Consider the following 26,354-nt stretch of genomic DNA (forward strand, 5'->3'; position numbering starts at 1 on the left):
ATAATGTTAGAAATAAAGCACAATTATAGGTACGAGCGTAAATTTGTGGTTGATCAAACTGGGGTTAATACACTGTTTACATGTTTAAAACGCAATGCCCATGGCTTTAGAAAGGCTTATCCTGATCGGGTGATCAATAGCATCTATTTTGATGATATCTTTCTTTCTCACTGCGCGGAGAATGTTGACGGTATTGGTGACCGCACCAAGGTTCGCGTACGCTGGTATGGTGACGATCCCGGTGTTGTACATAACCCAAAGTTAGAACTGAAAATCAAAAGAGCTTTGGTGGGGAGAAAGGAAATATATCCGGTTAACGGCTTTGATCGTAACGCAAAAACATCAACGATTGTGCAGCAATTGCTCGGCTCCGACATTCCTGCCAGCGTTAAATGTATGTTAAGACGGCTCTCACCCGTCGTACAGGTAAGTTACAGACGAAAATACTATGTGTCGCGGGATGATCGTTACCGCCTTACATTCGATGACGGTATTAGGTATTACAATGCTGGGAATGGATATATTAGAGGTTTCGGGAAGTTAGATGATCGTAATATCGTAGAATTGAAATACGATGTTGAGAATGATCGGGAGGTAGATAGAATTACTAATCAACTTCCTTTTAGGTTAAATAAAAATTCAAAATATGTAAATGCTATTCAGTCTGTCTATAACTTGAGAGTATAGCAGCGCAGGTTTATATTCGCGAAATACTACTTTTGTCGAAGTAACTGTTACCTATCGCAGACTTGAATCTGGGCTATCATTTATGAAAAAGTTGGCAAAACTCGGGCTTGTTGCTATTACGCTGGTTACCATGGGGTGTAATTTCGGTAATCGAAATGAAGGGCCGCTTCAGGTGGCTTTTGTTTCCCATACCTATCACTTGCATAAGCACAAAGATATTCAGGATATGCTAGTTCAGTCTATCAATCAGGAAAAGCCAAAATATATTTTTTCCTTGGGTGATGTTGTTCTGGTTAACGATGATTTTCGATGGAAGAAAGCAGAGGAATTTTTCGGGAAATTAGACGGGCCCGTTTATTTCTCGCCTGGGAATCACGATTTACATAGTTTTTATGAGGTGGAAAGCCAGGAAACCGACAGGCACTATCCAGAGCGCCGTCAGCAATATATTGATCGAATTGGCTATGTGAATAAAATGGTTCAGGATGATAATGCAGATTTCATTATGATTAATTCCAACGATCCATTTATAAAAACGCAGCCCTTTCTGGATGAGTCCATCGCCAAAGCAAACCCCAATACGCCAAATTTTTTGCTAACGCATCATCCGATCTGGATTGATCGCTATAGGAAAAATTGGATACAGTGGTATTGGCGTAGTATCAAGCGGGATGAGATAGCGCCTTACCTTGCGGATTTTCAGCGGATCATTGTCGGCGATATATCTGGCAGTATCCAGCATCATAAATTTAATGAAACTCCGGCTACGATGATCGGTATTGGCAATGATGGCGATCCCGTATTCTGGGTATTGGCAACACTGCAAGATAATGGTGAATTCAGTTTCGAGGCAAAAACCATTGAATTGCCGGAACATCACCCTTACAAAAAGAAACAACGATAGAGGTGTCCGATGAATAAACGTGGTTTATACAGAGTGATACTGGTGGCATTTCTTTTTGTTGGCGGTATGATCAATCCAGTCTATGCCGATGTAAAGCATCAGCTTGTGAGCCAGTTGTGGAAAAAAGAGCGTGCTAGTACTTTTGAGGGGCGGCTAACCACTTTGTGGATGTTTTTCGAGGATGGTACGGGCGTTGCATATCAGCGTTTTAATAAACACGGAAAAATTAAAGCTCTCAATCACGCATTCACTTATACAGTTGATAAAAACAGGGTAACCATTCAGGAGGAAATCGATAAAGAGTGGGAGGGTTTTTTTGGTGTAACGTACTGGACTTTGCACCAGAATAAGTTAATCGGAGATATTAAGCTTGGTAGCCAGCAGTTGGTTTTTACACCCTTTATGCTGTAACGATAAGAGTAGGCTAAATTATTGATCTGATCATTATTTAATTTTTCCGCGTTAATGATCGATTTGGAAACTCTGGTTGCCTGTCTCAGGCGTAATATACACCACCTAAAATCAATTCTTGAGAGGCTCCTGTAACCGCGGGTATGTTCCCGGGTTTACGTTCCAGAGTACGCATGGCCAGCCAGGCGAATGCTACGGCTTCTACCCAGTCTGGTTGAAGGTTAAGCGCATCGGTGGTATCCAATTTAAATCTTGGCATTAGCGCTTTTAACCGTTCAAATAGGTGCGTGTTGTGTGCGCCGCCGCCGCAGACAAATACATGGGTGTTGTCTTCACAGATCGCGGCTAGCGCGTTGGCAATACTGATTGCTGTGAGCTCAGTTAGCGTTGCCTGGACATCCTGTGGTGAAAAGGGGGTCATGGTCTGCTCTATGTTGGAGCTTACCCAGCTTATATCGAAATCTTCCCGGCCGGTACTTTTGGGCGCAGTCATACGAAAGAACGAATGGCTTAACAGTTTTTGGAGTAGTTCTTGATTAACGGTTCCCTGTTTTGCCCAGGCACCATCTTCGTCATAATTGTGCGAACCAAAAGAACTGATCCAAGCATCCATTAAAACGTTGCCGGGGCCTGTGTCAAAGCCAATGACGGGGCCAGCTTTGGGGATGTAGGTTACGTTGGACATGCCGCCAATATTCAAAATACAGCGCGACTCCTCCTTCGAGGTAAACATTTCATTGTGGAAGGTCGGAGCTAATGGAGCGCCCTGGCCGCCGGCCGCCATGTCTCTTCGGCGAAAATCAGCAACCGTCGTTATTCCTGTAAGCTGAGCAATAGTGTTTGGGTCGCCGATTTGTAGGGTGAATTGGTCCGGTGTGCCTGCGCTTCGGGGACGGTGGCGAATAGTTTGGCCGTGACTGCCAATGCCGCAAATGTCAGCCGCACCGTAGCCGGTTTTGACAAGTAATTGGTTAACTGCGTGCGCAAATAGTAAGCCTAACTGTTTATCGAGTGCGCCCATTCGATCTATTTCATTCTCACCGGGGCGAGTTAAATCGAATATTTTTTTGCGAGTTCGCTCTTCGTAGGGCAGATCCAGAGTGCCGATAAGGTTCAGGGCATTATCCGAAAATTCGACCAGCGCGGCATCTATAGAATCGACGCTAGTTCCAGACATCAGGCCTATATACAGGCGGTTAGCCTCAGACATAAAAAGCCTCGTAGTACTTGTTGCGTGAAGGAGGCTTTTCGCCCCCAGAGTTAAGTGCGGGAGTAATGCATCTACACAATATTATAATTTTTTTGTGTCGCTATTTGTATGACGGACAGCAACTTTTGTGCTGGGAGCTTCTGGGGTCAATTCGGCCAGTAGCGGCTGGGTATGTTGGTAAAAACGCTGTAATTCCGCTTCGGGAACGGCCTTGGCTTTTGGTAATTTCACTGTGAGTGGATTACGTACGGCACCGTTAACGTGAAATTCATAATGAAGATGTGGGCCGGTTGCTAAGCCTGTCGAGCCGACATAAGCGATAACTTGCCCTTGCTTAACTCGTGAACCTTTGTGAATGCCTTTGCGGAATTTACTAATGTGTGCATAAAAGGTTTTATAGGTTTGCCCGTGCTGAATAATAACAACGTTACCGTAGCCACCCTTTCGCCCGGCAAAGGTAACCTTACCGTCACCGGCCGCTTTAATGGGTGTGCCGCGGGCGGCTGCGTAATCTGTTCCCTTGTGGGCACGAATTTTATTCAATACCGGGTGCTTGCGGCTAAGGTTAAAGTGGGAGGATATGCGAGCGAAATCGATAGGCGTGCGCAGAAACTCTTTGCGCATCGTGTCTCCGGTTGGAGTGTAATATTGGGTGTTGCCGTTGATGTCTTCGTAGCGTACAGCGCGAAAAGACTTACCACGATTGGTGAATTCTGCGGCGAGGATATTGCCATTGCCAATTTTGTCGCCATCTAAAAATGATTCTTCAAATAACACCTTAAACGAATCGTTTTCGCGAATATCGAGCGCAAAATCGATATCCCAGCCGAAAATACCGGCCAACTCCATCACCAGTTTATCGTCCAGCTGGGCTTTTTTCCCGGCGAGAAACAGCGATTCAGTAATGGTTGCCGAGCGAGTAGACAGGATGATGTCGGGTTTGCGTTGTATTTCGGAGTAGTGGTAACCGCCAGCTGTGCGGGTGTACGCAAAGCTGTTGAGACGGTCTTGAATATAACTGAGTTTTTGTAGGGCGCCGTTGACACCTACCAAAAATTCCAGGTGGTGACCGGGGTAGAGAGAGGCCAGTTTTTTCCCGTTTTCAGCCTGTAATAGTGCCATCATATCCCTGTCTGTGAAACCTGCACGCTTGAATATCAGCGACAGGTTATCACCGGGTTTCACCTTCTGGTTTATCAGCCGGTTATCAGGCTCTTCGATGGGGGCAAAATCTTCCAGTTCGGGTGTTGCCTGAAAAGGCTCTTGGATACTTTGGAGCGAAGGTATGGGGATAGCCTGACTGTGGCGCTTGGCCTCAGTTTCTTTGCTGGGTAGCATCAGGAAGGTACCCAAACAAAAGGAAAGTGCGGCAACAGCAGCAAGGTGCATTCGAGGCAGTTGCTTAAGTACAGCTTTTACGGACTTGCGTTTTACCTCAAAGCGCTTTTTTCTTTTCATATCAACAGGTTGCATGCGGGTCTTCAAATCGGGCCGATGTATGGGACGTAACACCCAAATTTATAACAGAAAAACGGCTAAATATCACCCACAGATTTGTAACAGAGGTTGTTATATAGCAAAGCGCTCTTAATGTCGTGCGTATCGTTACGGTTGGTAAGCGTTCACTAGCTCGCTGTTTATGATCTTGGTTATAAAAACAGCGAAAAACGGGTTTGTTTTAGCACTCATTTTCGGTATCGTTTGCGCCTTCTTTGTAACGCCATTGGGATAGACACATGACAGCGGTAGACTCTAACCTCCTAAACGACCTTCAGGCACGCGGCTTGATCGCGCAAATGACCGGTGACGACCAGCTTTATAGCTGGTTGCAGGAGCCCCGCACGCTCTATAGTGGTTTCGACCCCACGGCAGATAGTTTGCACATTGGCAGCCTGGTTCCCCTTCTTACACTGCGCAGATTTCAACAGGCGGGGCACAAGCCTTTGGCGTTGGTCGGTGGGGCGACGGGGTTGATTGGCGACCCTAGCTTTAAGGCCCAGGAGCGTAAGTTGAATACTCCGGATATTGTTGCCGCTTGGGTCGACAAACTTAAGGCTCAGGTATCCCGATTTATCGATTTTGACAGCGGTAGTAATGCCGCCGAGGTAGTGAATAACCTGGATTGGATTGGTGATGTTAACGTGCTCGATTTCCTGCGCGACGTGGGCAAACACTTTTCCATTAACAATATGATTCAGAAGGAATCAGTAAAGCAGCGCATCGACCGCGAAGGTGCGGGCATTTCCTTTACTGAGTTTACCTATATGATTTTGCAGTCTTACGACTTTGCAGAACTCTACAAACAGTACACCTGCACGCTACAAATTGGCGGTTCCGACCAGTGGGGTAATATCACAGGGGGGATCGATCTCGCTCGTCGCATGTACGGTGGCAATGTTTTTGGGCTGACATTGCCATTGGTAACGAAATCCGATGGTTCGAAGTTTGGGAAAACAGAATCGGGCACCATTTGGTTGGATTCGGCTAAGACCTCGCCCTATGCTTTTTACCAATTCTGGCTGAACAGTGCAGATGAAGACGCTTATAAATTTCTACGTTACTTCACCTTCCTCTCGGTTGACGATATTAACCGCATTGAAGAAGACGATAAAGCGGCGCAGGGTCGGCCACAGGCTCAAAGCATACTGGCAAAAGAAGTGACTCGACTGATTCACGGCGACGAAGGTTTGCGGGCGGCCGAGAGAATTACCGAGGCCATGTTTAACGGTGACTTGGCTGATTTAACGGAAGCGGAGCTGGAGCAGTTAGCACTGGATGGTTTGCCTTCCAGTAAATTAGGCGCTGATGAGCTTGTAGAAAAACCACTTACCTCCTTGTTGACGGATTGTGGCATGGTGAAAGCGGGTCGCGAAGTAAAAGATGCCTTAGGTCGTAACGCTGTATGGATTAACGGCGTTGCCAAAGGCGCGGAAGACAATATGAATGTGATGGAGAGCTTCGCTGCAGACAAGGCACTTTATGGCCGCTTCTTTTTGATTAAGCTAGGCAAGAAGAAAAACCATTTGTTTGAGCTGGTTTAAAGCCTTTTAAAGGGCCGCGCACAGAACTTTGTTGCGGCCCATCTCCTTGGCCTGGTATAGCGCTCTATCCACACGCTTAAAGCAGTCTTCAAAACTCTCGCTGTCTTTTGTTGTACCGACGCCAAAGCTGGCGGTAATTTTTAAGTTTAATTCGCTAGCAAAAGTTGTTTGCTCCACTCTCTGGCGAATTTTTTCTGCCAGGACGCTGGCACTATGTGGTTGGGTAGAAGGATACAGTAGAATAAATTCTTCTCCTCCCCAGCGGCCGACACAATCTTGTGTGCGTGCAAACTCGTTTAAGATGTGGCCGAAAGTTTCCAGTATCCTGTCTCCCACGTCGTGGCCATAATTGTCGTTAACCGGTTTGAAGTGGTCAATGTCTACCAGCAACATCGCCGTTCCCTCCCACAGATTATTCTCTTCCAGCAGAGCGATTTCTCGTTGAATACCGCGACGGTTAAGCGTGCAAGTCAGTTGGTCTACAAGAGAAAGTTCGCGGTAGCGATTAGATTCTTGTTCCAGCTGGCTGGCTTTGGTTCGGGCGTTGTCCAGTTCACGAGTATTGGCTGAGAGCAGTTTGCGATAGAGGTAGAGTTGTTGCAGGTTTTTCAATACCAATAGTAAAAACCAGAAAGCAAAAATACTGAGATACCAAGTTTCCTTGCTGAGCAATGGGCCTTCCAAGTAGATGTATTCGACCTGTATTTCATGACTCCCAACCGTTACAGGGTAGGGGTAATCAATGCCCAAATTGACAATATTGTTTAGTTTGGGGAATGTTTTTTCGGCTGGAACACTTAAGGATCGTATCCACCATTCGGCAACAGTAAATTGATTGAGAGGAACCGTAATACCGTTCATTAAATCGCGTGCAGGAAAGTGCATGCGAAGGTACTGAGAGGTGTTACGGCTATCGTTAGTGTCGGAATAGCCATCGATAAAGTCGCGCAAATAGAAGCGGATAAGCTCGGAGTTTCCCGCGTAATTTATTTTAAAATTTAAATTTTTGTAAGCGCTAAAATCCACACCTTTGATATCTCCATCGCCCTGGGGAATATTAAAACCGCAGAACTTATAGGGCGCGTAAACGGGGGTAAAAGTGCAGCGAAAATGGTGCTTGGACTGATTCACCCAAACCCCTTCACTGGAACCTGATCCGCGAGAATCCATATAAATACTGGTGCTGGTGTTTTCATCCAGCAGTGGCAGTTTGCGCGTTGGTAGCCAGTCGTATGCCAGCATCGCAAACAAAGTGAGCACAAATGCCAGGTAGAGCCACTGGGATTGCAAGTGGATGGATGTTAAACCTTTTCCCATGGGCGGGCGACGGCCTTTTATTGTTGGGTCTGAAGAATAGAAGGTATTGGTGAGTAGCGTCACTACCACCCAAGAGATAAGAGCGCTAACCTAACTAATTGTTACAACAACCACCTAGAATCATTATGAAAAAGTATAGCCCAAACCATAGATAGTGGTACTTCCACCCTTGGATTAATTGTGGTTTTTACTATAGAGCAGCACTTATCGGGGTGGTTTGCGTAACTTATGTGCCGTAATTACTAGCAGCACTCTACGTACCCACTGCTTGGTATCCCTTCCAATGCAGTGAAACTCGTTAATCGTCAACTGTTGCTGAGTCAACAATCTTTCCAAGCTTGCTTTATTGATGGTGACAGACACTTGCTTGTTTTGCATGGCTTTTCTCCAGGACTTGCACGACGAACAAAATATAATGATAATGATTCGTATTAGCAATAATAGGAAGGTGTGTCATGCGTTATTTGTGTTCCCGTCATCAAAAAGTACTTGTTTCTGATCGTGCGCAGTCTGCGGCCCTTTGGCAAGGTGCTATGAGCAATGGCTGTACTGCCAGGCGTGATCTTAACTTGCGGTTGGCCAGATCATTTTTTGGGTCGGCCTTCGAAATCGCCCTGTTGCACGTGCATCAAACGGGTGAGGGCGACGCCTATTTTAATCGTAATAACTTAATTCTGGCAGGGGCCAATCTTTGTGAAGTGTTGATGGACCTAGGCTTGAGCGAGGAGGCTCAGGGCTGTCAGCAACTGCTGCAGGAATACCTGTTTATCGCCGCGGGAGATACAACACTTCCTCAGGAGGAGCGTGAGCAGGCGATGGCAACGTTTAGGCAATTGGCGAGTGAATTTGTTTTTTTGCAGTCGAGAGAGAGGAATAGGGCGTCAATTTGCTCAGGATCAAATGAGGATAGTTTACATTAGATTACAATTGCGGATCTAAATGATAAGTATTATCATTCGTATAAATTGTCTGCCTTTAAGTGTTTTCGTATGTCGAGTATTTCTGTCTATTCTAAATTTGTCCAGCCTAAACAAAAGGGCTTATGGTTTTTTACTTTGTTGCTATCTCTTTGCTCGTATCGACTTGAGGCGCAGGCTCTTCAGGAGGAGATGGTTGTAACCGGCAGCCGGATGCCCAAAAGCCTAGTGGATTCTTCGGTAAGCGTCGTGGTTATGGAGGGAGAGCAGCTGCGTAAAGTGTCTTCGACCACTGTAGCTCAGGCACTGAATTTTATGCCTGGCGTTGTGGTGAAGCGCAGCGTGAAAGACGGCTACAACATCTACATGCAAGGTTTCGATGGTGATCGGGTGTTGGTTCTTGCTGATGGTCAACCGCTTATCAGTCCTTCGGGAGCCGCAGTGGATCTGGACCAGATTAGCGTTGCCGATATTAAGCGAATTGAAGTTGTGCGTGGGGCGGGATCTGTACTTTACGGATCGTCGGCCATGGGTGGGGTCGTTAATATTATCACCACACGTGGCGAGCGTTCGCAATTGAGCCTGCGGTCCGAGCTGGCCAGTTATGACGATCGGTCGGCTGGCGACGATTTTGCTCAACAGTACAGTTTGCAGGGGCAGTTGAGACATAAGCAGCTATTCGGCTCTGCACAGTTACAGGGAATTACTGACCCCGGATTGGATTACGATTCAGAAACCATTGCTGAGGATTCGGCAAAGCTGGAAAAACAGTTTGCCCGGCTCGCGATAGGGCGGGAGTTTCAATCGGCTACGGTAGAATATCGCGCGCAGTATTTCAGCGAAGAAAAAACCAAAAACCAATTTCGCATTCCCGGCCAGGATGGGCTGGTGTACTACCTATCTGATGTGGAACAGTGGCAGCACGATATTCGCTTAAGTAGTGAAACAACCCAAAAAAACCCATGGCAAATGAATGCGCGCCGAATCGACCACGATGAAACCAGTGGGAGTTCCAACGGTTTACGTGCAGCGGAAATCAGCTTTTCGGAGTTGGACAGCCAAAAAACATGGCAGGGGAAAAATCATGAGCTGGTTGCCGGTATGGTGTTGCACCGGGATTCTCTGGATCAGCTCAAGTTAACTGAGATACCTGCCCAGAACACAGCCGAATTAGATAATGCCCAGCGTTCCAGCGTTGAAAAGTTTGCGCAACTCAGTTGGTTTAGCCCGGCAAACGAGGTCCAAGTGGGGGCTCGCGTTCAGCGGGACAGTGATTTTGGCTGGCACCATGCGTTTCGATCAAGCGGCTTAAAAACCTTTAAATTAAGTGACCGGCAGCAATTGCAGTGGCGTGCGGGCATTGGTGAAAGTTACCGCGTTCCTACTCTTAAAGAGCGTTTCTATTTTTTTGACCACAGTAATCTGGGCTATATGGTTTTAGGTAATGAAAAGCTAAAGCCAGAAGCGGCCCTTTCCTTCAATTCAACGCTAACCTGGGATGCGAGTTTTAAAGAGTATTCTCAGAGTTTTCGCGCTGAAATCAATGGCCACTATTCAGATGCCCGCGACTTTATCGATACCCGATACGATTCGGATTCGTCTGGTCTTTCCGATATTGAAATTTACCGCTACCACAATATTGGACAGGCCGAGCTACAGGGGCTGGATGTATCGGCGCGCTACCAAATTTCGGATTGGCAGATTCAGTTTAACTACAGTTACCTGGATGCGCGAGACGGTGACGGTCAGCGGTTGGAAGATCGTCCCTATCATCAAATAAAGGCTAATGTCGCTTATCAATTTCCCCGTTGGAATCTAAATGGCTTGCTATACGTGGTGCATGAGCGCGACGAACAGGTTTCCGACGGGTATCTCGGTGTTGAGCAAAACCAGTGGAGCAGCTGGAATGTCAACCTTCATCAGCAAATCGGTCGTCGTTTTTCATGGCGTACCGGCATCGACAATTTTTTCAATCAACACAAAAATCCTCTGGCTGAAGGTGAACGTCTTTTTGATATTCGCCCGGTCGCTAGCCGAAAAATATTTGTAAGTATTCGTTTTGAATTTATGTAAGGGGAAAAAATGAAATTTTTAAAAATAGGTGTATTCATGGCCATAAGCGCCGCTCTATTTGCTTGTGGAGGATCCGGTAGTGATAGTTCAACTGAGCCGACGCCAACACCGGAGCCAACACCAGAGCCCGGAGTGATAAATGGGCCATTTTCAACCGGTACGACGTCGGATCCAAATTTTGTCTACTTCGACATGGATGCCGGTGAAGTGCTACTGCTGACGGAAGAAGAAGCAGCCGCCAGTGACGATTGGGATATTGCCTTTAAGCGCACAAAAATTTATTTAAACGCCGCAGCAAGTACACCGGTAGCGGCTTACTTTACGGGTAACAACGCCGAATTTTACGATGCCGATGGCGGCGTGGTGGACAGCGAGTTTATGGCTGCGACGGCCGAGTCGGAGTTGTCGGATTTTACTGGAGTAAGCGCTGCGGATATTCCCGCTGCGGATGCGTTTTCCGTGGATTCTGAAGAGCTGATTATCGGCGGAGGTTTTTATAGTTACGACAGCACAAGCCATATCGTCAGCGCTGCAGAAAATGAATACTTTATAGTGCAGTCGGATGGTGATTTCAGCAAAATTCGCGCAAAGGAAATAACCACTGCCGGGCGAACGATGGCCAGTATTGTGTTGGGTGTTGCTCACCAGAACGTTGCGGCGGGTGATGAATCATTTATGGCAGAAGTGGATATTACTCTGGATGCTGTAGCCTGTACGTCGGATCTGTGGATTGATTTAGATACGCAGCAGGCCGTGGGTGAAAGTGATGAGTGGGATGTGCGATTCCCCTGTATCACCGTTGAAGCCAACACTGGAGCTGCCTTCGAATTGCATATCGCCGAAGATGCTTCCGGCGTGCACGACTCGGCTGAAGGTTATAGCGGTATTACAGCCTCTGCAGCGGCTTATTATGGTTTCGAACCGAATGTTAAGCAGGTTCGCTTCTTCGATGACAACGCTTGGTACCAGTACAACCTTAATGGCCTTCATCAGCTGTGGTCTCAGTTCGGCGTTTACCTTATTAAAACGGAAGCGGCCACCTATAAAGTGCAAATTACCAGTTACTACAATGCCGACGGTGACTCAGGTAATTATAGCTTCCGCTTTGAATCGCTTTAATTTTTATACTTGATTCCAATTTGAGATTCGCTATCTCTGTTTGGCTGCTCGGCGATATTTATGGGCAGTCATTTTTTTGCAGGCTTTTTTATGATTCGCTTTCTTGAAGATATGATGTATCAGATGTCCGATTTTTTTCTTGCACCGGTTCTGATTTTACTGGCGCTGCTGTTTGTTTACAGTCTATTTGCTTTAGGTGGTTTTGGCGCTATGGCGTGGCAGCGACTACAGGCAAAAGTGCAATTCGACGCTATCGGGGGAGGGCCGCGTGTTAGCCCGCGTAGCGTTTCAGGTTACCCACTTGCACAGCTCTGGTTAAATAATCCTTCAATCTCACAGGACGAGCTAGACGTAAGTGCCTTAAAACAGCTGGAATCCGTGCGTCTGGTGAGCCGTATTGCTCCCATGCTTGGGCTTATTGCGACCATGGTTCCTATGGGGCCGGCACTTAAAAGTCTGTCCAATGGCAACGTGCAAGGCATTAGCGACAATTTAATTGTTGCGTTTTCCGCTGTTATATTTGGGCTGGTCATTGCGACCATAACTTTCTGGATTGCCACCATCAAAAAACGCTGGCTTGCAGTAGAGTTGGTTCAGCTGGCAGAGCTAAAACAGCGAAGTGAGCCGGTACCTGGAGACGCGATCCGTGAAGCTGCTTGATGAAGATGAATCATCCAACCCCGCCTTATCCGTTATCAATCTCGTTGATGTTTTCTTAGTGTTGGTGGCCGCACTACTTATTGCCATTGCACAGAACCCGTTGAATCCATTTCTGGATGAAAAAGTCACGGTTATTAAAAACGCGGGCCAGCCGGATATGGAGGTGTTGATTAAGGACGGGAAAAAAATAGAGCGTTATAAGAGTAGCGGAAAAATAGGTGCAGGAGAGGGGGTGAAGGCTGGGACGGCTTATAAGATGGACGATGGCTCTATCGTTTATATCCCCGAATCAGTCGATAGTCCTCAATAAGGGTGCTGTAAATGAAATTATTAAAAATGATGGCAATGCTCGTTGTTGCAGGATTCAGTTTTATGTTGGCGACGGATAGTGTTGCTGTTGGTGAAAAAGTATTGTTCGTTAGCGGTTCGCATAGCAACAAAGCCAAGGTTACCCTGCTAAAAGATATGGCCGAAAAACGGCAGTTTTTAATAGAGCAAATCAGTGAAAAAGCGCTCGCAGATAAGGCTGAATCCAGAGCGTTCCTAGAGGGGTATAACCTCGTTATTCTGGATGCCGTATCCGAAAGGACCAGTAAATCCACCTACCTAAAATATGCGCCACAGCTACAAAACCTTAAAGCGAAAGTTCTCGCTATTCGTGCCCCTGCGTTGACAGCACTGCGAGCCAATATAAGTGATACTCATGCGAGGCGATTATTTGACTACTATGATAACGGTGGTGTCGACAACTTCGAGCGCATGGTGGCGTATATTCGCCTTCGTATTTTCGATAGTTCTCAGGCGCGAGTTGAAGCGCCCATTATCTTTCCCTCCATGGGTATTTATCATCCCAACAGCCCGTCACTTATTTTTAATTCTCTCGTGGCCTACGAGGAATGGCAGGCCGCTCGTACGGTTAAGCGATCGTCAACTTCCCTGCGTGTCGGGGTAATGCTGCAGCGCTCGCTAATAGAGAGCGCGCAAACCGATGTTGTCGATGCAGCGATTGCTGCGCTGGAAGCAAAGGGCGCAATAGTTGTTCCGTTTTATTTTCAGCTGAGTCCGGTAGCGAAGGATTATCGCGATTTATTACAGGAAGATGGCAAAACCGTTGTGGATACCATTATCAACTTTCGTTCCATTCACTGGGCCAATAAGCGGAAAACGGAATTTGAAAATCTGGGCGTGCCTGTGGTGCAGGCGTTAACCTATTACGATGGTGATCAGAAAGCGTGGGAGAGCAGTCTCTCGGGTATTTCAGCGGGCATGATGGCGTTCACCCTTGTACTGCCCGAAACGGCGGGAGTTATTGATCCAACCATTATCGCGGCGATAGATCCATCTACACACAAAGCTCAGGTTATCGATTACCAGCTCGAACACTTGGTAAATCGTGTATTAAATTATGCTCGGTTGGCGCATCTGCCGAATAGTGAAAAAAAACTGACGGTTATGTTTTGGGGGGATCGCGATATGGGCGCTTCGTTCCTGAATGTGCCCGAAAGTCTCGGCGCTATTGGTAAAGAATTGAATCAGCACGGTTATAGGGTCTCTGCGGAGCCCAGTGAGTTTTATATTGAGCGGGTTAATCAAGTGCTCGATCCGTTTTACCGAGAATACCAGTTAGATAAATTACTGGAGCAGGATTTGGCCGATCTGTTCCCGGTAGCGATTTATAAAGAATGGTTGGCGACCCTACCCGGCGAAAGAGTTCAGTCGATTAATGATTTTTGGGGAGCGCCGGAAGATAACTTTATGGTTGTTGAGCGAAAGGGAGAGCGTTTTTTTGTTATTCCCCGTATTCGTAACGGCAATATGCTTATTATGCGTCAGCCACCGCGAAGTGATGATGCCGAGCAAGAGCTGGGCATGTACCACAAAACCACGATCCCAATGAATCATTACTATCTTGCTGCGTATTTTTATGCTCGTGAGGTGTGGAGCAGCGACGCTTTTATACACTTGGGAACTCATGGCTCGCAGGAATACCTACCCGGCAAGGAGCGCGGTTTGTCCCGTTACGACGGAGGTAATCTAGCCGTTGGTGATGTGCCGGTTATGTATCCGTTTATTGTTGACGATGTGGGCGAGGCGATGCAGACAAAACGGCGCGGAAATGCCGTCGTAATCAGCCATATGACCCCACCCTATGCTGCGGCGGGCTTGCAGGGCGTGACAGCAGATATTCACGAATTGATGCATGAATACAAAGCGTTGGATGAGGGCGGAGTAAAACAAAAAACCGCACAGCAAATTCAGCAGCTGTGTATCGAAAAAGATTTGTGTAAAGACTTCGGCTGGACAAGCGAGGATATTAGCGGTGATTTTAATGGCTTTCTAGAAACCTTACACAATTACCTAGCGGAACTGGCTGCGGAGAACCAGCCTCTGGGCTTGCACCGTTTTGGTCTGCTCGCAGAGCACCGTCTACAAGCATCGACTGTGGTGCAGATGCTGGGCCGCGAATTTCTTGAACTGGCCAACGAGTATGAAACTGAGTTAAGCGAAGATAGGGCCGGGCATGCGCACAGCGATACCTTAACCGATGAAAACCACGATGCAGTGTTTCAGTTATCGGATACACCTGTCGAAAATCTTCCTGGCTATTTTGTGGTCAGTGAATATGTGATGAACGGTGCCGCACTGGATGAGTTGCCCGAAGCGTTACAGCCACATATTGAGCGTGGCCGCGAATACTTTAGCAATATGCAGTCCATTCAGGAGTTGCCAAATTTGTTGCGGGGATTGTCGGGCAAGTATGTGCGGGTTAAAACCGGTGGAGACCCTGTTCGTCACCCGGAATCACTGCCAACGGGGTTTAATCTCTATGGTTTTGATCCGTCTCGGCTACCCACCAAAGCCGCCTTCGCTCAGGGTAAAGAATTGGTCGAGCAGGCGATTAACGACTATCGGCAAAAGCATGGGCGCTATCCAGATAAGTTAGCCTTTTCGCTGTGGTCCATTGAGGCTATGCGTCACTACGGCGTGCTGGAAAGCCAGGCACTCTATGCTATGGGGGTTGAGCCAGTATGGAGTGACGATGGGCGTGTGATCGATACGCAAATAATTGCTGCGGGCAAACTTAAGCGCCCCCGCGTAGATGTGGTGCTCTCTGCAACAGGGTTGTATCGCGATGCTTTCCCAAATGTTATGCAGCGATTGGCGAAAGCCATTCAACAAGTTGCGGAGTTAAAAGAAGAAGGGAATTCCCTTTGGGACAACAGCCAAAAAATTAAGTCGCAGTTATTAACCGAGGGTATCGACGAAGCGGAAGCTCAATATCTTTCGACCGTCCGTATTTTTTCCAACGCCTCGGGCGATTATGGCAGTGGCGTGGATGGTCCGATTTTTAACAGTGAGACCTGGGAGACCGATGCGAAAATCGCAGACACTTATCTGGGACGTATGGGGTATTACTTTGGTGCGGATAGCGGCCGCTGGGGCCAGCAGGCAGAAGGTCTGTACGGCAAGCAGTTGTCGGGTACCGATATTGCGCTATTTTCTCGGTCTTCCAATCTGTACGGCATGATTACCTCCGATGATCCCTTTGAATATTTTGGTTCTTTGGCGCTGGCCGTTCGCAACTTGGATGGGCAAAGCCCGGAAATGTTGATCAGTAATTTGCGCGACGTGAACAACAGCAAGCTGGAATCGGCCTCGACCTTTATGGCTAAGGAGCTGCGCAGCCGTAACTTTAACAGTCGCTGGATTTCTCAGATGCAAAAGGAAGGTTATAGCGGTGCTGTAGCAATGGCCTCCCATTTGGCAAACTTTTGGGGCTGGCAGGTGGTCGACCCCAATATTGTACGCGATGACCAGTGGCAGGATTTCTTTGAGATCTATGTTGAGGATCGCCTAGATCTAAATATGGATGAATTTTTTGAGCAGGCAAACCCCGGTGCTCAGGCCCAAATGATCGAAACCATGCTGGAATCTATTCGCAAGGACTATTGGGCTGCGAGCGAGAGTACCCAGCAGGCGCTGATCGAACGCTATCAACAGTTGGTGAATCAGTATGATTTGGTGGTGGATAACGAAAAGTTACGAGAATTTATTGGTCAGCAGGCAGCGGGTTTTGGTCTTAATTTGTCCCTGCCCGCGCCCGAAGCACCGGCATCTGTTGTGGCGGCAACCCAAAAAGTGCAGGGCCAGCAACTGCAGCAGGTGGAGGCGAGCCAGACCAACAATGTTGATCTGGTCCTCTTGTGGCAGCTATTGGCGGCGCTCTCTGTCATTGTGTTGGGTGCGGCTTATCAGCTGTACAAGGAGGCTCTGAGATACAAAGTTTTTACTGTTAAGCCGTCGGCAACCACTAGGGAGTAAGTGGGTGAAACGGGCTTTATATATACCCAAAATGAATATTAAATACATCAGAGCTTTTGATGATTGGTACAGCCCCGTTTAAACTCCACGCTTTACTATGAGCTTGTGGCGCCTAAAGCTTTCCATACGTCATTAAAAAGTGCCGGTCATCTGCTGTTCGTCGATTTTTTTATACCTGTTATCTATATTGACTCGTGTATAAGTGGCCTCCTTTTGAGCTGGGGCCACAGTCACAATGGCTTAATTTTTACAGGGTTAGACGCGCTTATGAAGCCAGGTTTTTCAACTCATTTAGGTGGGTTCACAATGCTGGATTTGGTGGTCTCCATGGCTATTATGGCTATTCTGGTTTCCGTCGCAGCACCTTCCTTCGATGGCTATATCCGTAAAAACGCGGTGTTTTCTGACCGCAAACTGATGAATAGCGCGCTGATGAGTGCTCGTTATGAAGCGGTTGCGCGCAATAAAACGATTACCCTCTGCTCCACCAGTACAGGAACGGATTGTAGTGGAACTTGGGACGATGGCTGGTTGATCTTCCTGGATGATGGTACCGACGGCGGTACTGCCAGAGATGGTGATCACAATGGCGATGAGCCCATTATTCAGGCCTCTCTGTACGAAGGGAAAAACCACTTTTCGGTGACTGATGTGAGCGATAACTCTGCTCTATCCTATCTCAGCTTTAATGAATATGGTCGCCCGGCCGTTGACGGTAATCAGGTTAATCGCCCCATTCTTATTCAAGTGTGCGATAGAAAAAACGAAGATATCTATGCGCGCGGCTTGATGCTAATTGGTACCGGCAGAGTATTGCAAACGAGCGATGGCGATGGCGATGGCATTCACGAGAGTCGCTTTGCCGACAGCCGCAACGCTATTTCGTTCTCATCGGCACTGAGTTGTAGCCCATGAATAGTCAACGTAATAACGGTTCATCGCTGATTGAAACGCTCGTGGCGCTCATTGTACTGGGGGCGGGTTTGTTGGTTGTGCTATCCATGCAGGTGAAGTCGGTATCTTATTTAAAAGATGCTTCTTTACACTCTCAGGCGTCTTTTTTGGCAAGTGATATTTATGAAGGCATGCTGACAACGCCCAGTGCTATTAATGCCTATTTTATTAAGTACGCGGATCCTGCCCCCGCTAAACCCGACTGTATTCAAGTCAGTTCCGATTGTAAGCCGATAGATATGGCGAGCTGGAATGTGCATAACTGGCGCAGCAATGTCGCAAGCCTATTGCCGGGTGGCCGTGGCGAAATATCCTCGGAGAGCGGCCAGATTGTTATACGTATTGAATTTGAAACCGGCAGTAATGTTGATGGTTCTCGTCAAACACAAGAATACACATTGATAACGGATGTTTAGGCGATGCTACAAGTAATCGAACAAAAAATGGCATTGAAAAAGCAAAACGGTTTTTCGCTTATCGAATTGCTAATTTCATTAGCGATTGCCGGGGTTATTCTCACCGGTGTAGTGAAAATAGCTTTTAATGCCAAGCGCTCATCCTTCGATGGTGAACAGCTATCGTTTGTACAGGACAATGCACGATTTGTATTGGACCAAATTAAACGCGAAGTACGTATGTCGGGATACACTGGTTGTGCCAGTGTTGGCTCAGCCAATGTGTCTAACACCATCATAAATAATATGAGTGGCTTTATTAACCTTACCGAAAGTGTGCAGGGTTTCGATGGTAGCGTGTCAAATCATCCTGCCATTTACGCAGCTGATGTTATAGCCAATACCGATTCTTTTATCGTACGTTTTGCTGACGCTTCCGAAGAATATATTGTGCGATCTCACAATACTTTCTCAGCAACTTTTACTTTGTGGAGTAGTGAGGAAGCGCCGACAGGTTCCACTATGTTAGTTACTGACTCCAGTTGTCGTGAAGTCGGGCTTTTTCAGGTGACCGGGCCAGGCAGTGATTCCACGTTACTATCCCATACTGCGGATGGTACGCTTAATTGCACGCGTGTTTTGCGCGCAACCTCAACTAACAGTGTTAGCTGTGATATGGGTTGTGCTGTCGATAGTTGCAATGGTAATACTGAAGCGGATTTTAATTCGGGCTCCATCATAATGCCATTTCGAGTCTACGCCTATTACATTGGTGAATCGGCCATCATTGATGATATGCCAGCCTTAAAACGGCAGGTATTAACTGCGAGCGGCGGCAGCGCTGTAACCGAAACAGAAGAGGTCGCAACGGGTGTAGAAGATATGCAGTTGCTCTATGGCGTTGACACCGATGCAGATGGTGAGGCCAACCAATATCTTACTGCAAACCTGATTGTCGATTGGGCAGCTGTTGTTGCATTGCGCTTGACACTAGTGTTTCGCTCCGATCGCGATGTATATACATCAGACCAAAATGTGACCATAAAATTGGATGGCAGTGATTATCAACTGTCAGACGATAGGCTTATGCGTCAGGTTGTGACCAGCACCATTAAAATTAGAAATAATTAATTATGAAAATCCACAAACAAAATAGGCATGAGTTACCCAAAGCTCAATCTGGCGCGGTACTAATTGTCGCATTGGTTATCTTAGTTGTTATCAGTTTGTTGGGTGTGGCAAATATGCAGTCTTCTACTGCGGAACTAAAGATGGCGACCAGTCATCGAGATCGTGATACGGCTTTTGCTGCTGCGGAAGCTGCACTAGCAGCTGCCGAAGAGTGGCTAGAACAAAATAGCCCCTCGCTAGCGCAGCGATATACAAGCTGCGGTGACGGTAGTACTTGCTTTGATACGACGTGCAGTGGCGGCCTCTGTTTTGATGGTTCTTTTGACGATTCAAATCCGGCGAAGCAAAAGTGGCTGTGTGAAGTGGCATCCGATGCGGGCACAGAAGAGCGCGTCGCATTCTGGAAGGATAGCAGCCTGGATGTTTGGAACGATGCAGCTAAGCATCGCACAGTGTCTGTAGAGGGCGTGAAAAAGGAGGTGAAATTTATCGTCGAGTTTTTATGCTTTGTCCCGCCGGATGATGAAACAGTGTTTGAAGAGCTTAACTCCAAAGATGGCGAGCCTCTATATCGCATTACCGCATTAGCGGATGGTAATGGCGACAGGGCAAAAGTAATGCTCCAATCTACCTATCTGCTTGTGGAACAAAAGTAATGGCCATATTTCAACGATGTAATAAAACCAAAAAGAAAGCAGATCGCATGTTTAAAACGTATGTTTTGTCCTTACTTGTACTGGCCATATCACCTTTGCTGCGAGCAGAGATGGCCGACTTTGTCTCTGTGCCTCCATTGCTTTCGAGTACGGAAGATGCGTTGGTTATGTTGGTCATGTCCAACGATAACCAGCTGTGGCATAAAGCGTATGCGGATTACTCCGATTTGGATAATGACGGTGATATCGATACTACCTATAACGATCAGTTTGTCTATCTAGGGTATTTTGATTCGGAATTTTGTTACAGCTATAGCAGCGGGCGGTATGAGCCCAACGGAAAAGTTGTACGTCCGCAATCGGAAACAACAGAAGAAAGTCCTGCTCCCGATCATAAATGTAGTGGCGCCCCAGGTAATTGGAGTGGCAACTTTATGAATTGGTTGACGATGACTCGGATTGATATTATTCGAAAAGTGCTTTATGGCGGCTATCGATTAACTGATACCACCAGCGAAACGGTTTTGCAGCGTGCGCTTCTGCCGGATGATAACCACTCTTTTGTTAAAGTGGTTGCTAACGACGCGATTGATGGTTTGATTAGTAATTACACTCCCATTACAGGCCAGAGCACCGTTAGTTTTTGTAATGTTACCGACCCTGTCGATACCAGTGCAGGTAGTCGAACTAATAGCATTAACGTGGGTACCAACCCTCCTCTAATTAAGGTCGCGTCTGGAAATTTCTTTACTTGGAGCGGTAGTGAAAGAAATTTGTGTTTGTACCAGGATGAAGGCGGCGATGGGCGCTTCACTCCCCAAAGACCAACACATGGCTCCATAGGCGGGATCGGAAATTTTGAATTTTATGTGCGAGTCAGTAAATGTGTCAGTGGTCAGGATCAGCCACATTGTCGCCAGTATACAGATGGCTTAGGCAATAGTTATTACAAGCCCTATGGATTGTTGCAGACCTATGGCGAGCATGGTGGTTTGAAATTTGGTTTGATGACGGGAAGCTACGAGAAAAATGATGCCGGTGGTGTTCTGCGAAAAAATATTAGCTATATGGGTGGAGATGATGCTGTCGCTGAAGACAGGGAAATTGATATCAATACCGGGCGGTTTATCAATCAAGGGACGAGCAATGAAGGTATCGTTAATACCTTAAATCGCTTGCGATTGTCTGGCTGGGATTACGACAGCAATTTCTACACCGATTGTGATACCTGGGGTATCTCTATTGGGGATTTCCTAACATCTGGGGCTGAGAATCGCCAGTGTAGAGACTGGGGTAATCCACTAACGGAAATGTATCTGGAAGCACTGCGTTACTTCTCGGGCTACGAAGAACCCTCCCCCGAATATGGGGTGGATGACTCTTCAATTATTTCTGGTTTGAAATCCGTTACTTGGGAAAAGCCCTTAAACAGTGTTAACGCTTGCGCCAATTGCGCCATTATTTTGTTGTCCACGGGTTTAAATAATTTCGATGGGGATGACCTAGCCTCTGCCAGTGATCTACTTGATATAGCAAATGCTGATGGTATTGATACCTATACTGATATCGTTGGCGATTCGGAAGGTATTTCTAGTAATAATTTTATGGTGGGTAATGCCTCTACTGGTGGAACCATTGATACCTGTGATGCAAAAACCATTAACCAACTTTCCCATGCAGACGGTATTTGTCCTGAAATACCGTCATTGAGAGGTACTTACGGGTTGGCGGGGCTTTCCTACTATGGATTTATAAAGGATATGCAGGGCCTGACGGGCGAGCAAAATGTGAACACTTACACGGTTGCCTTGGCTGAAAGTTTGCCCAATCTTGAATTGACGGCAGATAATGATGAAAGCCTAACAATTGTTCCTTACTGTGTTTCCCAACATTCTCGAAATGTGAGTAGAGTAGAAACTTACTTAGATCGGAGGGGAAGGGAGAGAACGCGAACCGTTACGGACACAGAATACTATTGGCAAAATTGTAGCCTCGTAGATTTTAATATTGTTGATTCCACTGAAGACAAGGGAGTGATTTATATTTCCTGGGAGGACTCTTTGGTGGGTAGTGATAACGACATGGATGCTTACGTTGTTTTGGAATACTGTAAAAAAACTGGCAGTGCCGACCAAGTTAAAACTGCCTGTGGTAATTATACAACAGACGAACGTTCGGGTTATGCGCGGCCAGAGTGGGGCAGTGCCTCAACAGGACAGATTCAATTTCGACAATCTGGAGTGGGGGCTGCTACAGGCGTTGAGATGCATTTCGGTTATGTTGTTAGTGGTAGTGATAGCGACGGTACTATTGGTGATCTGATTTTTTCGTCATCAATGGACGATGTATTTAATTCACCAGCGCTGACAGGAACTGATACTAATTCGACGATTTGGGCTTCAGACGTTCATAAGTTTGTCGCTCAATCGAGTACCTCTGGACTACTAAAGAATCCCTTATGGTACGCTGCAAAATACGGAAATTTCAAAGATAGTAACGACAACAACCTACCAGACTTAGTGAACGAATGGGATAAAAAAGATCTCGATGGCAATGCGGGCTCAGATGGTATTCCGGACGCTTACTTCCCAATCCGAAACCCGGCCTATTTGGAAAGTAGCCTAAGTCGAATCCTGAGTGATATCACTACGCGAGTGTCATCGGGAACAGCCGCTTCTGTTGTTGCCAGTACGGGCGCTGGCGAAGGTGCGGTTTATCAGGCTCTTTATAACCCGATTTTTGAAGTAGATTCTGCGGTGGGAAATACCGAGGTGAATTGGGTCGGTACATTGCATGCACTGTTTATTGATCGCTACAGTCAGTTGCGAGAAGATGTTGTACTTACTGGTGAGGCTGTTGGCGAATTAAATTCGAATGATCCAATCATTGAAATTTATTACGACGAAACACTGGGTAAAACTATGGTACAACGCTATGCCGTGGAAGCGGATGGTACCGCTGGAGCGGCTAGCGGTGATCCTTACGGGATATCAGAGTTGGACCCTATCTGGAGCGCACGGGATCAGTTGGCGAGGCTGTCGAATTATACTGATAATCGAATCTATAGCGAGTCCGCTACAAATGGTCGCTATATCTTTACGGGTATTGACAACCCAGACGATCGCGACGGTTTTATTTCTCGATCGGAAGGCGTAGCGTTTATTGCTGATACGTTTGACCCAAGCAGTGATGAGAATTTCCGTTTGCTCGATGTTGGTGGTGACGTTGCTGATGTCAGTAACCTAGTTAACTATATTCGCGGTGATGAAACCATCAGTACCTTTCGCAGCCGTTCAATCGAGTATGATGGCGATGCTTCCAATGGGGATGACCCTTGGCTGCTGGGCGATATTGTGAATTCTTCACCCGTTGTGTTAACCCAACCAGCAAAAGCATACGAAATCAGTTACGGCGATGAAACTTACCGCTCCTATAAAAAAGCGAAGAGCAATCGCCGACAGGTTGTCCATGTGGGAGCGAACGACGGCATGCTTCATGCGTTTAATGCAGGGTTCTATGATCGCTCCAACAACGGTTATAAGGCGTCTTTAAGCGGTGAAACCGCGCATCCATTGGGCAGTGAGTTGTGGGCCTATGTTCCTTACAATCTGCTGCCACATTTACAGTATTTAACCAGCAATGATTATTCACATGTTTATTATATGGATGGTCAGCAACAGATCTTTGATGTTAACGGCATCTGGGACGGGGGAAGCTCCATTGAGCATCCTTCCGGCTGGGGAAGTATTCTGGTAGCGGGCATGCGTTTTGGTGGAGGAGAAATTAGCATTGATCCTGATCCTGATTCTGATGGTGATAATACGGATGCCGTTCAATTGCGTTCGGGATTTGTTGTTTTAGACGTAACTGATCCTGAATCGCCTCCAGATATTATCGCCGAAATTACCGACGAGGATCTTGGCTATTCTGTTTCAGTTCCAACGCTGGTGAAATTCCGCTCGAAAAATACAAGTTCGGGCTCCTACTCCAGCCCGGCAGTTAATGAGTGGTTTTTAGTATTTGGTTCGGGTCCTGCCGGTTCCAGTAGCAACGCTCGCTCGGAAGCATTAAAAAATGGAGTGAGCGATAAAACAGCCAAGCTCTACGCCTATAATTTACGTACAGGCACTTTACAGAAATTTGATACTGGAATTTCCAATGCGTTTATCGGTGGTGTAGAAGCGGGGGACTGGGATAATAACTTTTCTGATGATGCGGTTTATTTCGGTATTGTCGGGGGAACGGAAGCTGCGCCAACGGGACAGTTGATGCGGGCGACTGTTACGCTTTCTGGTCACGCGCTTTCGGTTTCGATGAGTAGTGTCTTGGATGTAAACGATAAGGCTTTCAGCGCTCAGCCCTCAATTGTACGTGACCGTTCAAATAATTTCTGGGTATACAGCGGCACCGGTCGCTTTTTAACCTCGGGTGATAACACGAGTAATACGGTACAAACCTACTACGGGGTAAAAGATCCCAATGCTAGTACGGGCAGTGATACCGAGGTTGGGACAAGCTCAATGGTGAACACCTCGGACATTGAAGTATATAGTGATGGCCGCCTTAAACGTGGTGCCCGCCCTTTTACCTTAAATACAGGGGAAGAGGTTGCCAACTTCTCTGAGTTATCGGCTGCAGTAGAAGCGCATTCGGGTTGGTTTTTTGATCTGCCGTATACACGGGAAAGAAACACAACTAAAGCTGTACTGTCGGGTGAATCTTTAGTGTTTACTTCATATCAGCCTACCGGTGAACTCTGTAATGTCGAGGGCAGTGGATTTCTTTATGCGCCGCATTTTCAGGTGGGAGTGCCCGGTGAGTTTGGCCCGCTGGGTCATGACGATTCTATTACCCTAACGGGTGACTCGGAGGGTGATGATGAAGGTGATTCTGATGACAGCTCTCTGGTTAACAACAGTAGTCCGCTCGGTACGGGTAATCCGTCTACGCCGACGATTTTTCAGGATTATAAGGGTGTAAGTCATGCAATCGTGCAAACGTCTACCGGTGCTATCAATTCGAGTTCAATTGGCGATCGTGAGCGAACGGGGCATCGCCAAACTTGGCGAGAGATTCCCATCGATTGGTAATAAATAGGATAATGAGTTTTTTATGAAGCAAACGCAAAAAAAATCAAACGGTTTTACGTTGATTGAAATAATGATAGTGCTGGTGATTGTCAGTATATTGGCCGCCATCGCGTTTCCCAGTTACCGTTCGTCCGTACTTAAAAGCCATAGAACGGATGCGAAAGAAACCTTGTTATCTGCCGCTGCATTAGAGGAAAAAATCTATATGCAACGTAATCGGTACTCCGTTAGCCTGGATGATATCGGTGGTGCGATTAGTAGTGAAGGTCATTACAGTATTTCTGTCTCTCAAACCACACTTACCCGTTATTTAATTACAGCAACGGCTATTGGTCCACAGGTAGATGATACAAGCTGTTATGTTTTTACCATTAATCAAGCGGGCTTACGTAAAGCTCAAGACAGTAATGGTAACGAAGTAACGGATTGTTGGTAGCTTAACGATCTAATGACGTTAGCCATGGGATAATGCACCGTTCCTGCGGCGGCGAGTAAACTTTTCGTTACGATCCTCCACCACTTTTGCAGCGTCTTCGTGCGCTGCGATCTCTGTTTTTATGGTACTTGTTGTTGGAAGCGAGATGGGAAAATAATGGTTAAGGTGGATTACTGCAACAGCATTGAGCCTTCCCCAAAAACAAACAATACTATGCTTGGCTGCGTGATAGCCTTTTATGCGCGCACTTAGGTCGGTAGGAAACTAATTTAGCCGCTAACGTTCGTTTATGAACGCTAGCTATAGTGAATGGGGCCACTTTATAAATGGATACCGAACTGTTTCGGCTATTTTGGTTGTAACGAGGCGGCCACCTTCTTTAATCAAGTTGGCGGGCAGCAATATATTAGAGGCATAAAAAAAGGGTGGGCAATGCCCACCCTATCAACCTAACCTATTTAGACCCTAAATACAGTGGTCTCAGTCTGAAGCAAACTACACTTCAGGCGCCAGGAGAAATGACGCTGCTCACTCAAGTGAAAGCTACCAACAAACAAATTGTCATCAGTGATTGGGGGCCGATAACAATAACAACGTTTGATGAACTTGCAGCTAAACGATCAACGTGAAGCTATTCTGTCCGATCTCTAGCTTATTGTCAATACTACTATAAGTAAATTTTAGTGACATTAATGCAATCAATTGAGAGCTTGAACTCCATGCTTTTATGTAATGCTCTGTGGCGGCTCGATAATTAAAGAGCCCGGAAATTTCGGGATTGTGGGTTGGGGTTATTGCTTTAGCGTCTGCCTTACTATGCCAGCTTAGGGTTCTGTGGGAATTAACTTGTACGTTAAGGCGTTTAGATCTCTCCCATCAATAGCGTGATCTTCGTTGGCTGTTAATGGTATTAGCGCTTACGTAGGGACTCCAGCTACCTGCGAGTACTTGCTCTATGAAGTTAATGGGGTCAGTTTTGGTGGTGTATGGAGCATTCTATAGAGTGAATACGTACCAGCAGGTAGAATTA

General features: G+C 46.7%; 20 protein-coding genes. 16 read left to right on the forward strand and 4 right to left on the reverse strand.

What is annotated here, in order from left to right; translation table 11 throughout:
• Positions 1 to 3: 3 nt before the first annotated feature.
• The 3 genes from H5715_RS19670 (at position 4) to H5715_RS19680 (ending at position 2,002) form a co-directional block, all read left to right on the forward strand.
• Entirely contained in the window at positions 4 to 687 is a 684-nt protein-coding gene (locus H5715_RS19670) for a polyphosphate polymerase domain-containing protein (RefSeq protein ID WP_075186592.1), read from the forward strand.
• A gap of 82 nt (positions 688 to 769) precedes the next feature.
• Positions 770 to 1,591, forward strand: coding sequence for a metallophosphoesterase family protein (locus H5715_RS19675; RefSeq protein WP_075186593.1), 822 nt, complete (start codon positions 770 to 772; stop codon positions 1,589 to 1,591).
• 9 nt (positions 1,592 to 1,600) lie between these two features.
• A complete protein-coding gene (locus H5715_RS19680; RefSeq protein ID WP_075186594.1) occupies positions 1,601 to 2,002 on the forward strand; it encodes a hypothetical protein in 402 nt (133 codons plus the stop codon).
• Positions 2,003 to 2,087: 85 nt separating this feature from the next.
• On the opposite strand, the gene H5715_RS19685 is transcribed toward H5715_RS19680, so the two are convergent.
• Positions 2,088 to 3,212 carry an anhydro-N-acetylmuramic acid kinase gene (locus H5715_RS19685; RefSeq protein WP_075186595.1) on the reverse strand — a complete coding sequence of 375 codons (1,125 nt, stop codon included), beginning with the start codon at positions 3,210 to 3,212 and terminating at the stop codon, positions 2,088 to 2,090.
• A gap of 81 nt (positions 3,213 to 3,293) precedes the next feature.
• The gene (locus H5715_RS19690; RefSeq protein ID WP_246434626.1) at positions 3,294 to 4,685 is read right to left on the reverse strand and encodes an OapA family protein; all 1,392 of its coding nucleotides are present in this window, start codon (positions 4,683 to 4,685) and stop codon (positions 3,294 to 3,296) included.
• A 263-nt stretch (positions 4,686 to 4,948) separates the two neighbouring features.
• Between H5715_RS19690 and tyrS the strand changes: the two genes are divergently transcribed.
• Positions 4,949 to 6,253 carry a tyrosine--tRNA ligase gene (gene tyrS / locus H5715_RS19695; protein WP_075186596.1) on the forward strand — a complete coding sequence of 435 codons (1,305 nt, stop codon included), beginning with the start codon at positions 4,949 to 4,951 and terminating at the stop codon, positions 6,251 to 6,253.
• A 6-nt stretch (positions 6,254 to 6,259) separates the two neighbouring features.
• Here tyrS and H5715_RS19700 read toward each other — a convergent pair whose 3' ends face one another.
• Together H5715_RS19700 and H5715_RS19705 are read right to left on the reverse strand one after the other, a co-directional pair.
• Complete coding sequence (locus H5715_RS19700) at positions 6,260 to 7,633, reverse strand: GGDEF domain-containing protein (protein WP_083608111.1); 1,374 nt, start codon at positions 7,631 to 7,633, stop codon at positions 6,260 to 6,262.
• 141 nt (positions 7,634 to 7,774) lie between these two features.
• Complete coding sequence (locus H5715_RS19705) at positions 7,775 to 7,948, reverse strand: hypothetical protein (protein WP_175574290.1); 174 nt, start codon at positions 7,946 to 7,948, stop codon at positions 7,775 to 7,777.
• Positions 7,949 to 8,025: 77 nt separating this feature from the next.
• Between H5715_RS19705 and H5715_RS19710 the strand changes: the two genes are divergently transcribed.
• From H5715_RS19710 to H5715_RS20465, 12 genes are all read left to right on the forward strand, one after another.
• Positions 8,026 to 8,490 (forward strand): hypothetical protein, encoded by a 465-nt coding sequence (locus tag H5715_RS19710; RefSeq protein WP_075186597.1) that lies wholly within the window; start codon positions 8,026 to 8,028, stop codon positions 8,488 to 8,490.
• Positions 8,491 to 8,559: 69 nt separating this feature from the next.
• Positions 8,560 to 10,560 (forward strand): TonB-dependent receptor plug domain-containing protein, encoded by a 2,001-nt coding sequence (locus tag H5715_RS19715; RefSeq protein ID WP_083608112.1) that lies wholly within the window; start codon positions 8,560 to 8,562, stop codon positions 10,558 to 10,560.
• Between the two features lie 9 nt (positions 10,561 to 10,569).
• A complete protein-coding gene (locus tag H5715_RS19720; RefSeq protein WP_075186598.1) occupies positions 10,570 to 11,679 on the forward strand; it encodes an HmuY family protein in 1,110 nt (369 codons plus the stop codon).
• Positions 11,680 to 11,739: 60 nt separating this feature from the next.
• Complete coding sequence (locus H5715_RS19725; protein ID WP_221892321.1) at positions 11,740 to 12,339, forward strand: MotA/TolQ/ExbB proton channel family protein; 600 nt, start codon at positions 11,740 to 11,742, stop codon at positions 12,337 to 12,339.
• Positions 12,326 to 12,649 (forward strand): DUF2149 domain-containing protein, encoded by a 324-nt coding sequence (locus H5715_RS19730; protein ID WP_083608113.1) that lies wholly within the window; start codon positions 12,326 to 12,328, stop codon positions 12,647 to 12,649. Before H5715_RS19725 ends, H5715_RS19730 begins: the two co-directional genes overlap by 14 nt.
• Before the next feature lie 11 nt (positions 12,650 to 12,660).
• Entirely contained in the window at positions 12,661 to 16,662 is a 4,002-nt protein-coding gene (gene cobN, locus H5715_RS19735; RefSeq protein ID WP_075186599.1) for a cobaltochelatase subunit CobN, read from the forward strand.
• 267 nt (positions 16,663 to 16,929) lie between these two features.
• Entirely contained in the window at positions 16,930 to 17,577 is a 648-nt protein-coding gene (locus H5715_RS19740) for a GspH/FimT family pseudopilin (RefSeq protein ID WP_139309830.1), read from the forward strand.
• Positions 17,574 to 18,032 carry a type IV pilus modification protein PilV gene (gene pilV, locus H5715_RS19745; RefSeq protein WP_075186601.1) on the forward strand — a complete coding sequence of 153 codons (459 nt, stop codon included), beginning with the start codon at positions 17,574 to 17,576 and terminating at the stop codon, positions 18,030 to 18,032. The genes H5715_RS19740 and pilV overlap by 4 nt, the downstream gene beginning before the upstream one ends.
• Before the next feature lie 3 nt (positions 18,033 to 18,035).
• Positions 18,036 to 19,142: a PilW family protein gene (locus H5715_RS19750; RefSeq protein ID WP_075186602.1), complete on the forward strand. Its 1,107-nt coding sequence runs from the start codon at positions 18,036 to 18,038 to the stop codon at positions 19,140 to 19,142.
• Positions 19,143 to 19,144: 2 nt separating this feature from the next.
• A complete protein-coding gene (locus H5715_RS19755) occupies positions 19,145 to 19,798 on the forward strand; it encodes a pilus assembly PilX family protein (protein WP_075186603.1) in 654 nt (217 codons plus the stop codon).
• Positions 19,799 to 19,845: 47 nt separating this feature from the next.
• Positions 19,846 to 24,888: a pilus assembly protein gene (locus H5715_RS19760; protein WP_175574292.1), complete on the forward strand. Its 5,043-nt coding sequence runs from the start codon at positions 19,846 to 19,848 to the stop codon at positions 24,886 to 24,888.
• A gap of 22 nt (positions 24,889 to 24,910) precedes the next feature.
• Positions 24,911 to 25,324 (forward strand): type IV pilin protein, encoded by a 414-nt coding sequence (locus tag H5715_RS20465; RefSeq protein WP_075186605.1) that lies wholly within the window; start codon positions 24,911 to 24,913, stop codon positions 25,322 to 25,324.
• The last annotated feature ends 1,030 nt before the right edge of the window (positions 25,325 to 26,354 follow it).

The organism is Teredinibacter haidensis (assembly GCF_014211975.1).
In the GTDB taxonomy this organism is placed as follows: domain Bacteria; phylum Pseudomonadota; class Gammaproteobacteria; order Pseudomonadales; family Cellvibrionaceae; genus Teredinibacter; species Teredinibacter haidensis.

Bases quoted from the DNA above. Each gene is read 5' to 3' on its own strand.
- H5715_RS19720 (WP_075186598.1), top strand. From the start codon at position 10,570: ATGAAATTTTTAAAAATAGGTGTATTCATGGCCATAAGCGCCGCTCTA.
- H5715_RS19715 (WP_083608112.1), top strand. From the start codon at position 8,560: ATGTCGAGTATTTCTGTCTATTCTAAATTTGTCCAGCCTAAACAAAAG.
- H5715_RS19750 (WP_075186602.1), top strand. From the start codon at position 18,036: ATGCTACAAGTAATCGAACAAAAAATGGCATTGAAAAAGCAAAACGGT.
- H5715_RS19670 (WP_075186592.1), top strand. From the start codon at position 4: ATGTTAGAAATAAAGCACAATTATAGGTACGAGCGTAAATTTGTGGTT.
- H5715_RS19680 (WP_075186594.1), top strand. From the start codon at position 1,601: ATGAATAAACGTGGTTTATACAGAGTGATACTGGTGGCATTTCTTTTT.
- H5715_RS19760 (WP_175574292.1), top strand. From the start codon at position 19,846: ATGTTTAAAACGTATGTTTTGTCCTTACTTGTACTGGCCATATCACCT.
- H5715_RS19705 (WP_175574290.1), bottom strand. From the start codon at position 7,948: ATGCAAAACAAGCAAGTGTCTGTCACCATCAATAAAGCAAGCTTGGAA.
- pilV (WP_075186601.1), top strand. From the start codon at position 17,574: ATGAATAGTCAACGTAATAACGGTTCATCGCTGATTGAAACGCTCGTG.
- H5715_RS19685 (WP_075186595.1), bottom strand. From the start codon at position 3,212: ATGTCTGAGGCTAACCGCCTGTATATAGGCCTGATGTCTGGAACTAGC.
- H5715_RS19755 (WP_075186603.1), top strand. From the start codon at position 19,145: ATGAAAATCCACAAACAAAATAGGCATGAGTTACCCAAAGCTCAATCT.
- H5715_RS20465 (WP_075186605.1), top strand. From the start codon at position 24,911: ATGAAGCAAACGCAAAAAAAATCAAACGGTTTTACGTTGATTGAAATA.
- H5715_RS19740 (WP_139309830.1), top strand. From the start codon at position 16,930: ATGAAGCCAGGTTTTTCAACTCATTTAGGTGGGTTCACAATGCTGGAT.
- H5715_RS19675 (WP_075186593.1), top strand. From the start codon at position 770: ATGAAAAAGTTGGCAAAACTCGGGCTTGTTGCTATTACGCTGGTTACC.
- tyrS (WP_075186596.1), top strand. From the start codon at position 4,949: ATGACAGCGGTAGACTCTAACCTCCTAAACGACCTTCAGGCACGCGGC.
- H5715_RS19725 (WP_221892321.1), top strand. From the start codon at position 11,740: ATGGGCAGTCATTTTTTTGCAGGCTTTTTTATGATTCGCTTTCTTGAA.
- cobN (WP_075186599.1), top strand. From the start codon at position 12,661: ATGAAATTATTAAAAATGATGGCAATGCTCGTTGTTGCAGGATTCAGT.
- H5715_RS19710 (WP_075186597.1), top strand. From the start codon at position 8,026: ATGCGTTATTTGTGTTCCCGTCATCAAAAAGTACTTGTTTCTGATCGT.
- H5715_RS19690 (WP_246434626.1), bottom strand. From the start codon at position 4,685: ATGCAACCTGTTGATATGAAAAGAAAAAAGCGCTTTGAGGTAAAACGC.